The organism is Streptomyces sp. NP160, assembly GCF_006335115.1.
Taxonomy (GTDB): Bacteria; Actinomycetota; Actinomycetes; order Actinomycetales; family Quadrisphaeraceae; genus Quadrisphaera.
In genome coordinates, this window is the sequence record NZ_VDMJ01000036.1 from 1 (window position 1) to 12,170 (window position 12,170).

The following is a 12,170-nucleotide window of genomic DNA, read 5'->3' on the forward strand; positions in this document are numbered from 1 at the left end:
CGGTAGCCGCCCTCGCGGTCGGGCCGGTCGGGGCGGTCGCCGCCCCGGTCGCCGCGGTAGCCGCCACCGTCGCGGTCACCACCGCGGTAACCGCCCTCGCGGTCCCCGCGGTAGCCGCCACCGTCGCGGTCGCCGCCGCGGTAGCCGCCCTCGCGGTCACCGCGGTAGCCGCCCTCGCGGGCCGCCGGGGCGGACGCGGGCTGCGGCGCGCGGCGCACGAACAGCGGCTCGTCGCCCTCGGCGATGAGCGGGGAGACCTCCGGCGCCGCGGGAGCCTCGGGAGCCGCCGACTCGCGCTCGGCCTGCTCCTCGCGCTCCTTCTGGGTGCGCTCGGCGCGGGCGGTGCGGTCGGCGTCGCGGCGGCTGCGCTGCTCGGCCTTCTGCTCCGCCTTGACGTCGGCCTTGCGGCGCGTCGGGCCGATGACCATGACCATGTTGCGGCCGTCCTGCTGCGGGCTGGACTCGATGGAGCCCAGCTCGGCGACGTCGCCGGCGAAGCGCTGGAGGAGCCGCAGACCCATCTCCGGGCGCGACTGCTCACGACCCCGGAACATGATCATGACCTTGACCTTGTCGCCGCCCTCGAGGAACTTCTCGGCGAAGCCCTTCTTGGTCTCGTAGTCGTGCGGGTCGATCTTCAGGCGCAGCCGGACGGTCTTCAGCACGGTGTTCGACTGGTTCTTCCGAGCCTCGCGGTCCTTCATCGCGGACTCGTACTTGAACTTCCCGAAGTCCATGAGCTTGCAGACCGGGGGCTTCGCCTGCGGGGCGACCTCGACCAGGTCGAGGTCGGCCTCCTGCGCGAGGCGGAGCGCGTCCTCGACGCGCACGATCCCGACCTGCTCACCGTTCGGCCCGACCAGCCGCACCTCGGGGACGCGGATGCGGTCGTTGATGCGCGGTTCGCTGATGTGCCTTGCTCCTCTGCGACGTGCTCGGAACCACCGTCGCGGGAGGGTCTCCCCCGGCGGACGCGTCGCGAGGGCCTGACCCGGCTCGGGCGTCGCGGGCGACGCTCGAGAACCGCACTCACCCCCGGTGCTCAGCGGGGCGGTGCGGTGGACCGGGGACCCGGCGGCCCGTGAGGGCCGACGCGGGTGGGAGGAGGCCTCCACTTGGCGCACCGGGCCCCGTTCTGCGGCGCTCCCGGTGCCCGGCGGGGCCGGGCGGGAGCGGGCGCGGTCACGGAGCCGCGGTCGGTCAGTCGCCTAATGTACCAGCGTGAGCCAGCCAGAGACCAGCGCCGAGTCCTCCACCGCCGTCAGGGACCTCGCCGAGGTGCCCGCGGTGGAGGTGGTGACGGCAGCTGCCGTCCACCTCATGAGCGCCGCGGCGGTGAAGTGCGGGCTCGCGGAGGACGCCGAGGAGGGCGGCCACCTCGACCTGGGCGAGGCCCGCGTGCTCATCACCGCCCTCGCGGGCCTGGTCACGGCGGCCTCCCCCGAGATCGGCGACCACCACGCCAGGCCGCTGCGCGACGGCCTCCGCTCGCTGCAGCTGGCCTTCCGGGAGGCCTCCCCCTTCCCGGACGCCCACGGCGCCGGCCCCGGCGAGAAGTACACCGGGCCCGTCCGCTGAGGTCCCGCCAGCTCCGCAGGGCCCGCCCGCTCGGGGCGGCGCTGCACGTCGAGCACCGGGGCGACCCCGCTGCGCCAGCGGTGGTGCTGGTGCACGGCATCGGCTCCTCGGGTGCGTACTTCGGGCCGCTGTCGCGGCTGCTGGCGCAGCGGTGGCGGGTGGTCGTGCCCGACCTGGCCGGGCACGGTCGCTCACCGCAGCCGGCGCGACCGCTGACCGTGGACGAGCACGCCGCCTCGGTGGCGCGGGTCCTGGCCGACCTGGCCACGACGTCGCCCACCGGGGCCCCGGCCCCGCTGCTGCTGGGGCACTCGCTGGGCTGCCAGGTGGCGGCGGCCCTGGTGGCCGCCCACCCGCGCGCCGCGCGCGCCGCCGTCCTGCTCGGCCCCACCACGGACGACCGCGCGCGCAGCGCGCTGCGGCAGGGCCTGCGCCTGGCGCGCAACAGCGTGCGCGAGCCCGTCTCGCTGGCGCCCGTGCAGGCGGCCTCGTACCTGAGGTGCGGTCCGCGCACCTACCTGGGCACGGTGGGGCCGATGCTGTCCGACCGCATCGAGGACCACCTCGCCGCCGCCGCGGTGCCGGTGCTGGTGGCGCGCGGCCAGCACGACCCGGTGGCCCCGCGGGGCTGGCTGGCGCGCCTGGCGCTGCGGGTGCCGCGCGCCTCGCTCGTCGGCGCGACCGAGGTGCCGGGCGCCCACCACGTGGCCCAGTGGTCGCACCCCGGTCCCGTGGCGGAGCTGGTCGAGGCGGCGGCCGCCACGTGAACCGGGCCTCGGTGCCCTGGTGGTGGCTCGCGGACTGGGCCTACGCCCTGCGCTGGCAGCTGCGCAGCCTGCGCAGGGGGTCGCCCCCGCAGGACGGCCCGCCCGCTCCGGGCTGCCGCGACGTGGTGCTGGTGCCGGGTGTCTACGAGTCGTGGCGGTTCCTCGCCCCGCTCACCGAGGCGCTGCGCGAGGAGGGCCACGCGGTGCACGCCGTGGAGGCGCTCGGCTTCCAGCGGGCGAGCATCCCCGACGGTGCGGACCTCGTGCGCACCTTCGCCGCCGAGCGCGGCCTGCGCGGCGCCGCGCTGGTCGCCCACAGCAAGGGCGGGCTGGTCGGCAAGCTGCTCCTCGTCCAGGACGCCGAGAGCGGCGCCCTGGAGCGCCCCGGCGCGCCGTTCGAGCGGCTGGTGGCGGTGAACACCCCCTTCGCCGGCTCCTCCCTGGCGCGGTGGGTGCCGTGGCTGCGCTCGGTGCGGGCCTTCCGGCCCGACGACCCGCTGCTCGCCCGCCTGGCCGGGGCCTACGGCGCCGACGACCGGATCACGGCCGTGCGCAGCGCCGTCGACCCGACCACCCCGCGCCCGCGCGACCTGCCCGGCGCGCGGAACGTCCGCCTGGACGCCGTCGGGCACTTCCGCGTGCTCAGCGACCGCCGCCTGCACCGGGCCGTGCTCGACGCCCTGCGCTGACCGCCGCACGCCACCTCACGGGGCCAGCGGGTCCTCCGGCCAGGCGTGCTTGGGGTAGCGCCCGCGCGCCTGCGCCCGCACCTCCCGGTAGGCGCCGCGCCAGAACCCCGCCAGGTCGGCCGTGATCGCCAGCGGCCGCCCGGCCGGGGAGAGCAGGTGGACGACGACGGCGACGCGCCCGTCCAGCACGCGCGGTGCCGCGGTCCAGCCCAGCACCCGCTGGAGGCGGACCGCCAGCACCGGGGCCGCCGGGTCGGACCAGTCGAGCCGGGCGCTGCTCTGGTCCGCGCCGTGCTGGCCGAGGACCCGTGCGCCTCCGTCCGGGAGCCGCAGGCGCTCGGGGGCCAGCTCGTCCAGCCGGGCCGCCTCGGGCCACGGCAGCAGCCGGCGCAGCGCGGTGGTGGTGTCCACCCGCTCGAGGTCGGCGCGGCGGCGGGCGCCGGCCAGCTCGGGGCCGAGCCACTCGGCGGCGCGGGCGAGCAGGGCGTCGTCGTCGACGGCGGGCCAGGGGTCGCCGAGGGCGGCGCGGCACGCGGCAAGGCGCTGCCGCAGGCGCACCGCCCCCTCCGGCCACGGCAGCAGGGCCAGGCCGGCCTGGGCCAGGCCGTCGGCGAGGGCCGCGGCCACCAGGGCGCGCTGGCGCTCGTCGAGGGCTCCGGTGAGCGGACGGCTGGCCAGCTCGACGGCGCCCAGGCGCTCCACGCGCCGCGCCACCACGTCACCGCCGGCGCCGCCCTCCCAGGAGACCTCCTCACCCACGGTGAGCAGCTGCGGAGCCGCCGCGCGAGCGCCGTCCTCGTCGACGGCGGCGGCCGCGCGCACCCTGGCCTCGGGGTCGCGGCCCGACCGGTCCGCGACGGCCACCGCCAGCCAGGCCGCCCCGCGCAGCGCCGACCCCGGGGCCAGGCGGACCGCCGTGCCGCCGGCGGTCAGGTAGGACTCCCCTCCGGGGCGGACGCGGGCGAGGCGCTCCGGGTGGGCCAGGCCGACGACGAGGCCGGCGGCGGCGTCGTCGGTGAGGCGCGCAGCCCGCGCCCCGACCTCGGGCCGCTGGTCGGCCGGGAGCCCGGCCAGCGCCCCGGACAGGCGCCGCACCTCAGCGCGCCAGCGGGCCGAGCGGCCGGGGTCGTCGTCGCGCCGCAGCGCTCGCCAGCTCGCGGCGACGTCGTCGCTCGGACCCCCGCCCGGGCCGCCACCGCCCACCAGGCCGTCCTCGCTGAGCAGCGCGACCACCTCGGCGGCGGTCCGTTCCCCCACCAGGGCCGAGCCGTCGAGCAGCGCGCGGCCCCAGCGCGGCTCCAGGCCCAGAGAGGCGACCGCGCGGCCGCGGTCGGTGGGACGCGCGGCGGCGGGGTCGACGCCGTCGAGCAGGCCGAGGTCGTGCAGGACGCGCACGGCGGCGGCGGTGGCACTGGCGGGCAGCGGGTCGAGCAGCGGCAGTCCGGCGCCGTCGGCCCGGGACCAGGCGGCCAGCGCCAGCACGGCCCCGGTGAGGTCGGCGGTGGCGACCTCCGGCTGCGGCTGGGCCGCGAGGCGCTCGTGCTCCAGCGCGCTCCAGCACCGGTAGACGGTGCCGGGCGCCTCGCGGGCGGCGCGACCGGCGCGCTGCTCGGCGGCGGCGCGGCTGACCCGCACGGTGGCCAGCCCGCCGAGACCGCGGGCGTGGTCGGTGCGCGGGACGCGCGCGAGGCCCGCGTCGACCACGGCCCGCACGCCGGGCACGGTCAGGCTCGACTCGGCGACCGCGGTGGAGACCACGACGCGCCGCCGGCCGGGCTCGGACGGGCGCAGCGCGGCGTCCTGCTGGTCGGAGGACTGCCGGCCGGACAGGGCCAGCACGTCGACGTCGCCGTCCACCGAGGAGGCCAGGCGGGAGCGCACCCCGCCGACCTCGGCGGCCCCGGGCACGAACACCAGCACGTCACCGGGCCTCTCGGCCAGGGCGCGCCGGGTGGTCGCGGCGACGTGGTCGAGCAGCGCGGGGTCGGTGCGGGTGCCTTCGGGCGGGCGCACGGGCCGGGTGGGCGGCGCCCACACCACCTCGAGGGGGTGGACGGGCGCGGTGGCGACGACGACGGGCGCCGGCCGCGCGCCGCCGTCGTCGTCCTCGTCCTCGTCCTCACCGCCGGAGGAGCCGAGCACGGCGGCGAGGCGGGCGGTGTCGGGGATGGCCGATGCGGCCAGGACGCGCAGGTCGGGACGCAGCGCGGCGCGGGCGTCGAGGAGGAGGGCGAGGGCGAGGTCGGCGTCGAGGTGGCGCTCGTGCACCTCGTCGAGGACGACGACGGCGACGCCCGGCAGCTCCGGGTCCCGCTGCAGGCGCCGCAGCAGCAGACCGGTGGTGACCACCTCCACGCGGGTGCTGGCGCTGGTGCGGCGCTCACCCCGGACGCTCCAGCCGACGCGCTGCCCGACGGGCTCGCCGACCAGGGAGGCCATCCGGCGGGCGGCGGCGCGGACGGCCACGCGCCGGGGCTCGGCGACCACCACGCGGCCCGCCGCTGCCGGGAGCGCGTCGGCCAGGGCGAGCGGGACGAGCGTGGTCTTGCCGGTGCCCGGCGGGGCGACGAGCAGGGCGGTGCCGCGCTCGGCGAGGGCCGCGGCGAGCTCGTCGAGGACCTCCCGGACCGGCAGGTCGGCGCCCGAGCCCGGCAGCCCCGGGGGCGGCAGCATCACGCCGCCATCCTCCCCGCTCCGCCCAGGCCCTCCCTCCTCGCACTCGACCACCCCAGTGCGCCATCACGACCCCCTCATCCCGCACTCGGTGACGCGAGTGCGGGACGAGGAGGCTGCGGCGCACCGAGTGGGGGACGGCCCCCGGGCGCCGAGGTCAGGCGCCGAGGAGGACCTCGCGGGCGGCGGCGCGGGCGGCGGCCGGGTCGTCGGCGGCGACGGCGGCGCGGGCGGCCTCCTGGCACGCGGCCAGCTCCACCTGCGCCAGGCGCGCGCCGACGGCGGAGACGGCGCTGGCCGCGCACGACAGCGACGTGATGCCCATGCCCGCGAGCACCGCGCCCAGCAGCGGGTCGGCCGCGGCCTCGCCGCAGACGCCGACGGGCTTGCCGGCGGCCGCCCCGGCGGCGGCGGTCAGGGCCACGAGCTGCAGCAGCGCGGGCTGCCACGGGTCGTTGAGGTGCGCGAGGTCGGCGGAGAGCCGGTCTGCGGCGAGGGTGTACTGCGCCAGGTCGTTGGTGCCGATGGAGAGGAAGTCGACCTCGCGCAGGATGCGCTCGGCGTGCAGCGCGGCCGCGGGGACCTCGATCATGACCCCCGCCGTCAGGCCGCGGGCGCGGACGCGCGTGGCGAAGTCGCGGGCCTCCGCGGCGGTCGCGACCATCGGCGCCATCACCCACGGCGAGGTGCCGGTCTGCTCGGCGGCCAGGGCGATGGCGTCGAGCTGGCGCTCGAGGACGCCCTCCTGCTTCCAGGCGATGCGCAGGCCGCGCACGCCGAGGGCGGGGTTGTCCTCGTCGGGCGCGGTGGCGAACTTCAGCGGCTTGTCCGAGCCCGCGTCCAGCGTGCGGACCACCACCTTGGAGCCCGCGCCCGCGCCGGCCGGACGGTCGGCGAAGGCGGCGAAGACCTCCCCGTAGACGCGGGCCTGCTCCTGGACCGACGGCTCGGCGTCGGCGTCGAGGAAGCACAGCTCGGTGCGGAACAGCCCCACGCCCTGCGCGCCGGTGGCGGCGGCCCTGCGGGCGCCGGCGCCGTCCTGGACGTTGGCGAGCACGTCGACGGTGTGGCCGTCGGCGGTGGCGCCCGGTCCGGTCCACGCGGCGACGGCGGCGGCCTCGCGCTCGGAGGCCTCCACGCGGGCGGCGGCGTGCGCGCGGTCGGGCTCGACGGCCACCTCGCCGCCAGTGCCGTCGACCAGCACGAACTGGCCGGTGGCGACGTCGTCCAGGCCGCCGACGGCCACGACGCAGGGGATGCCCAGCTGGCGGGCGATGATCGCGGTGTGGCTCGTGGGGCCGCCGCGCGTGGTCGCGATGGCGAGCACCAGCTCCGGCTGCAGGCCCGCGGTGTCGGCGGGGGCGAGGTCGTCGGCCAGGAGCACCGAGGGGTCGGCAGGCACCGGGACGCCGGGCTCCTCCTGGCCGGTGAGCTCGGCCACGAGCCGGTCGCGCAGGTCCGCGAGGTCGGTGACGCGCTCGGCCATGACCCCGCCGAGCTGGGTGAACATGGCGCTGAACTGGTCGGCGGCGCCGACGACGGCCTGGTCGGCCGGTGCGCCGGCCTTGACGCGCTTGGCGACGGCGGCGAGCAGGCCGCGGTCGCGGGCGAGGCCTGCGGTGGCCTCCAGCACCTCGGCGGCGGCGCCCGTGGCGCGCGTGGCACGGCCCTCGAGGCGCTCGGCGACGACGCCGGCCGCCGCCTGGAAGCGCTCGACCTCGGCCGGGCGGGCGTCCTCGGCGACGGACGGCTCGCCGGTCACCACGGGCAGGCGGGGCCGGTCCGCCGGGCGCACCACCGGACCGGCTCCCACGCCCGGCACCACGGGGATGCCGACCAGGGAGCGACCCTCCGGACCTGCGCCCGCGGACGGGCCGGCGGAGGCGGAGGGAGGGGTGGCGACGCTGCTCATCGTGACTCCTGCGCTGGAGCGGGACCCGCCGCTGCGACGGGTGAGGACGGGCTGACGGGCTGGTGCCCTGGACCAGGGTGCACCGAACCCACCCCTTGACACAACAACATGAACGGGCGTAGAACCACACATCACAAAGTTGTTTCCCACATGAACCCACATCGCAGCGGGCTCGGGAGACAGCGGGACGCCGAGGACCACACGCAGGCACGAGGGAGTGCGCCGTTGTACGCGACAGAGCGCCACGAGGCGATCGCCGGGCTGGTCCGCCAGCAGGGGCGGGTCGCCGTCACGGACGTCGCCGCCCAGTTCGGCGTCACCACCGAGACCGTCCGCCGAGACCTGGCCGCCCTGGAGAAGGCCGGCCTGCTGCGCCGCGTCCACGGGGGCGCGGTCCCCACCTCCTCCCTCACCGTGGTGGAGCGGGCCGTGGCCGACCGCGACGTCGAGCGCGCCGACGCCAAGGACCGGATCGCCCGGGCCGCCCTCGACCTGGTCCCCAGCGGGGGCTCCATCGCGCTGGACGCCGGGACGACGACGGTCCGCCTGGCCCGCCTGCTGCCGCTGGACTCCCCCCTGCTGGTCGTGACCAGCGCCGTCCCCGTGGCCGCGCAGCTGGCCGGCGCCGGGCGCATCGACCTCCACCTCGTGGGCGGCCGGGTGCGCGGCACCACGCACGCCGCGGTCGGCCCGGACGCGCTGGCCTCCCTCGGCGCCCTGCGCGTCGACACCGCCTTCGTCGGCACCAACGGCCTCACCGCCGACCACGGGCTGACCACCCCCGACCACGACGAGGCCGCCCTCAAGCGGGCGCTCGTCGCCGCCGGCCGCCGCGTCGTCGTGCTCGCCGACGCCTCCAAGCTCGGGCAGGAGCACCTCGTGCGCTTCGCCGGGCTCGACCAGGTCGACGTCCTCGTCACCGACGCGAGCGCCCCGCGGCGCGAGCTGAAGTCCCTCGAAGCCCGTGGAGTGGAGGTGCTGGTCGCGTGATCGTCACCCTGACCGCCAACCCCAGCCTCGACCGCCTGGTCGCCCTGGCCGGTCCGCTCGAGCGCGGCTCCGTGCTGCGCTCGGCCGCCGCGGTCGACCAGCCTGGCGGCAAGGGCGTCAACGTGGCGCGGGTGGTGTCCGCCGGTGGGCGCACCGCCGTCGCCGTCCTGCCCGGCCACCCCGACGACCCGCTGCTGCTGGCGCTGCGCGAGCTGCACCTCGTGCACCGCGCCGTGCCCATCGCGGCGCACTCGCGGGTGAACCTCACCCTCGCCGAGCCCGACGGCACCACCACGAAGGTCAACGCGCCCGGCGCGCCCCTGGACGCCGCCGCGCGCGCCGGCCTGGCGGAGGCGCTGCGCCGCGAGGCCGCCGGCGCCCGCTGGGTGGCGCTGTCGGGGTCGCTGCCGCCCGGCGTGGACGACGGCTGGTACGGCCAGCTCGCGGCGCAGCTGCGCTCCACCGGCGCCCGGGTCGCCGTGGACACCTCCGGCGCGGCGCTGCTCGCCACCGCGGGCCCAGACGCCCCGTCGTCGTCCACCGGCTCCTCGCGGACCGCGACGGCGCTGCCCGACCTGCTCAAGCCGAACGCCGAGGAGCTCGCCGAGCTCACCGGCCTGGCTGCGCCCGGCCGCGGCGGTGCCGCCGGCGCCGAGCTGGAGGCCGACCCGCTGGCCGCGGCGAAGGCCGCCTCGACCCTGGTCGAGCGGGGCGTCGAGACCGTCCTGGTGACCCTCGGCGGCGCGGGCGCCCTGCTCGTCACCGCCGGCGGCGCCTGGCACGCCGTGCACGAGCCCGTCACGCCGGTGAGCACCGTCGGCGCCGGAGACTCCACCCTCGCCGGCTACCTGCTGGCCGAGCTCGACGGCGCCGACGAGGCCGAGCGCCTCGCCGTCGCCGTCGCCCACGGCACCGCCGCCGTGCAGCTGCCCGGCTCGACCCTCCCCGGGCCCGAGCACGTGCAGCGCGACCGGGTCACCACCCGGCGCCTCTGACCGCCTTCCCGCACCAGCTCATCCCCCAGCACGGACCGCCGACGCCGTCGGCCAGACCAGGAGGACCGGACCGCATGTCCACCGACACCACAGCGCAGGCGCAGCTGATCACGCCGCACCTCGTGCGCCTCGACGCCGACCTCGGCTCCCGCAAGGAGGACGTCATCGCGGCCCTCGCCGCGACCGTCGCCGGCACCGGGCGCGCCACCAGCGCGGAGGGCCTGCAGCGCGACGCCATGGCCCGCGAGGCGCAGTCGGCCACCGGCCTGCCCGGCGGCATCGCCATCCCCCACTGCCGCTCCGAGGCGGTCACGACGGCGACGCTGGCCTTCGCCCGCCTCTCGCCGAAGGTCGACTTCGGCGCCCCGGACGGCGGCGCCGACCTCGCCTTCCTCATCGCCGCGCCCGCCTCCGGCGGCCAGGAGCACCTCAAGCTGCTCACGGCGCTGGCCCGCGCGCTGGTCAAGCCGGCCTTCACCGCCGCCCTGCGCGCCGCGAAGACCGAGCAGGAGGTCGTCGACCTCGTCACCGACGTGGTCTCGCCGAAGCCGGCCCCGGCCAAGGAGGCCACCTCCACCCCCGCCGCCACCGCGAGCGCCGCTCCGCCCGCCGCCGGCGCTGCGTCGGCGTCGGTCGCCTCGGAGGCCAGCGGCAAGGTCGTCGTCGCGGTGACCGCGTGCCCCACCGGCATCGCGCACACCTACATGGCCGCCGACTCCCTGGTCGCCGCCGCCGAGCGCGCAGGCATCACGCTGAAGGTCGAGACGCAGGGCTCCGGCGCCACCACCCCGCTGCCGGCCTCGCTGATCGCCAGCGCGGACGCCGTCATCTTCGCCACCGACGTCCCGGTCAAGGGCCGCGAGCGGTTCGCCGGCAAGCCGGTCGTCGCCTCCGGGGTGAAGCGGGCCATCAACGAGCCCGACGCGATGGTCGCCGAGGCGCTGACCGCCTCCACCGACCCGCAGGCCGCCCGCGTGGCCGGGGACGGCGGCGGCTCGTCGGCGTCGACCGCGGTGCAGGGCGGCGACGTGCCGTTCTGGGTCAAGGTGCGCCAGGTGCTGCTGACCGGCGTCAGCTACATGATCCCGTTCGTCGCAGCGGGCGGCCTGCTCATCGCGCTCGGCTTCCTGCTGGCCGGGTACCGCGTCACGAACCTGCCCAGCGGCGCCGACAGCATCCTGCTCAACAACTCCCTGTGGAACCTGCCCGACGTCGCCTCCCTCAAGGCCGCCGAGCCGCTCCTGCAGGGCGACGGCCTGCGCGACAGCGCGCTGCTCGTCTACCTCGGCGCGATGCTCTTCCAGATCGGCGCGCTGGCGTTCAGCTTCCTCGTGCCGGCGCTGGCCGGCTACATCGCCTTCGGCATCGCCGACCGCCCCGGCATCGCCCCCGGCTTCACCGCGGGCGCCGTGGCCGTCTTCACCGGCGCCGGCTTCCTCGGCGGCCTGGTCGGCGGTGTGCTCGCCGGCCTGGTGGCCTACGCGTTCTCCCGCCTCGACGTGCCGAAGTGGCTGCGCGGCCTCATGCCCGTGATGATCATCCCGCTCGTGGCCTCGATCGTCGCCGGCGGCCTGATGTTCCTCTTCCTGGGCCGCCCCCTGGCCGCCGCCACCAACGGCCTGTCGAGCTGGCTGTCCGGCCTGACCGGCACCTCCGCGATCCTGCTCGGCGTCATCCTCGGCCTGATGATGTGCTTCGACCTGGGCGGCCCGGTCAACAAGGCCGCCTACGCCTTCGCCACCGCCGGGCTCTCGGTCAGCAACCCCGGCTCGCTGCAGGTCATGGCGGCCGTCATGGCCGCCGGCATGGTGCCCCCGCTGGCGATGGCCCTGGCCACCGCCGTCCGCCCGAAGCTCTTCTCCGCGGTGGAGAAGGAGAACGGCAAGGCCGCCTGGCTGCTGGGCGCCTCGTTCATCTCCGAGGGCGCGATCCCGTTCGCGGCGGCGGACCCGCTGCGCATCATCCCGGCCTCCATGGCCGGCGGCGCCGTCACCGGTGCGCTGATCATGGCCTTCAAGGTGCAGCTGTCCGCGCCCCACGGCGGCATCTTCGTCTTCTTCGCGATGAACAACGTCGTGCTCTTCCTGGCGGCGCTGGTGGTCGGGTTCGTGGTCTCGGCCGCGCTCGTCATCGCCCTCAAGAGCACCGCCAAGCGCCCGGTCGCGGCCTGACCGCGGCTCTGCTCGACTCCTCCCCGAACGACACGCCCCCTGACGAAGGAGAGCACCGTGCCCAGCACCACCGTGACCGTCGGATCCGCCGTCGGCCTGCACGCCCGCCCCGCCGCCGTGATCGCCCAGGCGGCCACGGACACCGGCGCCGAGGTGACCCTGACGGTCGACGGCCAGGAGCCCGTCGACGCCGGGTCGGCCCTGCTGATCATGACCCTGGGCGCCGCCAAGGGCGACCAGGTGACCGTCGAGTCCGATGACGAGGCCGCCATGCAGACCGTGGCCGACCTGGTCGCCAAGGACCTCGACGCCTGACCGGCGCCGCTGCGCGACGCAGCGCCCAGGAGGGCCCCCGCCGATCCCGGCGGGGGCCCTCCTGCCGTCTCGGCCCGCTG

9 protein-coding genes and 1 pseudogene are annotated in these 12,170 nt (G+C 77.6%); 7 read left to right on the forward strand and 3 right to left on the reverse strand.

The genetic code is table 11. The features are described 5' to 3' along the window. Nucleotides 1-272: 272 nt before the first annotated feature. Nucleotides 273-911, reverse strand: a pseudogene (gene infC, locus FHN55_RS23835) (translation initiation factor IF-3); the annotation flags it as partial. Between the two features lie 310 nt (nt 912-1,221). Here infC and FHN55_RS17125 point away from each other — a divergent pair. The 3 genes from FHN55_RS17125 (at nt 1,222) to FHN55_RS17135 (ending at nt 3,034) form a co-directional block, all read left to right on the forward strand. Continuing rightward, nucleotides 1,222-1,578: a DUF1844 domain-containing protein gene (locus FHN55_RS17125; protein ID WP_139713550.1), complete on the forward strand. Its 357-nt coding sequence runs from the start codon at nt 1,222-1,224 to the stop codon at nt 1,576-1,578. An 80-nt stretch (nt 1,579-1,658) separates the two neighbouring features. Further along, on the forward strand, nt 1,659-2,345 hold the full coding sequence (locus FHN55_RS17130; protein ID WP_180357914.1) for an alpha/beta fold hydrolase: 687 nt from the start codon (nt 1,659-1,661) through the stop codon (nt 2,343-2,345). Then, nucleotides 2,342-3,034, forward strand: coding sequence for a triacylglycerol lipase (locus FHN55_RS17135; RefSeq protein WP_139713552.1), 693 nt, complete (start codon nt 2,342-2,344; stop codon nt 3,032-3,034). The genes FHN55_RS17130 and FHN55_RS17135 overlap by 4 nt, the downstream gene beginning before the upstream one ends. Before the next feature lie 15 nt (nt 3,035-3,049). On the opposite strand, the gene hrpB is transcribed toward FHN55_RS17135, so the two are convergent. Together hrpB and FHN55_RS17145 are read right to left on the reverse strand one after the other, a co-directional pair. Continuing rightward, on the reverse strand, nt 3,050-5,707 hold the full coding sequence (gene hrpB / locus FHN55_RS17140) for an ATP-dependent helicase HrpB (protein WP_139713558.1): 2,658 nt from the start codon (nt 5,705-5,707) through the stop codon (nt 3,050-3,052). Between the two features lie 157 nt (nt 5,708-5,864). Then, nucleotides 5,865-7,619 carry a phosphoenolpyruvate--protein phosphotransferase gene (locus FHN55_RS17145; RefSeq protein WP_139713553.1) on the reverse strand — a complete coding sequence of 585 codons (1,755 nt, stop codon included), beginning with the start codon at nt 7,617-7,619 and terminating at the stop codon, nt 5,865-5,867. Nucleotides 7,620-7,844: 225 nt separating this feature from the next. Between FHN55_RS17145 and FHN55_RS17150 the strand changes: the two genes are divergently transcribed. From FHN55_RS17150 to FHN55_RS17165, 4 genes are all read left to right on the forward strand, one after another. Next, nucleotides 7,845-8,609: a DeoR/GlpR family DNA-binding transcription regulator gene (locus FHN55_RS17150; RefSeq protein WP_139713554.1), complete on the forward strand. Its 765-nt coding sequence runs from the start codon at nt 7,845-7,847 to the stop codon at nt 8,607-8,609. After that, a complete protein-coding gene (locus FHN55_RS17155; RefSeq protein WP_139713555.1) occupies nt 8,606-9,604 on the forward strand; it encodes a 1-phosphofructokinase family hexose kinase in 999 nt (332 codons plus the stop codon). Before FHN55_RS17150 ends, FHN55_RS17155 begins: the two co-directional genes overlap by 4 nt. A 74-nt stretch (nt 9,605-9,678) precedes the next feature. Further along, nucleotides 9,679-11,775, forward strand: a complete 2,097-nt coding sequence (locus tag FHN55_RS17160) for a fructose-specific PTS transporter subunit EIIC (protein ID WP_139713556.1) — start codon at nt 9,679-9,681, stop codon at nt 11,773-11,775. Nucleotides 11,776-11,832: 57 nt separating this feature from the next. Next, complete coding sequence (locus tag FHN55_RS17165) at nt 11,833-12,090, forward strand: HPr family phosphocarrier protein (protein ID WP_139713557.1); 258 nt, start codon at nt 11,833-11,835, stop codon at nt 12,088-12,090. Nucleotides 12,091-12,170 lie beyond the last annotated feature (80 nt).

Excerpts from the sequence above, each read along its gene's own strand:
- hrpB (WP_139713558.1), bottom strand. The coding sequence starts at position 5,707 with ATGCTGCCGCCCCCGGGGCTGCCGGGCTCGGGCGCCGACCTGCCGGTC.
- FHN55_RS17145 (WP_139713553.1), bottom strand. The coding sequence starts at position 7,619 with ATGAGCAGCGTCGCCACCCCTCCCTCCGCCTCCGCCGGCCCGTCCGCG.
- FHN55_RS17160 (WP_139713556.1), top strand. The coding sequence starts at position 9,679 with ATGTCCACCGACACCACAGCGCAGGCGCAGCTGATCACGCCGCACCTC.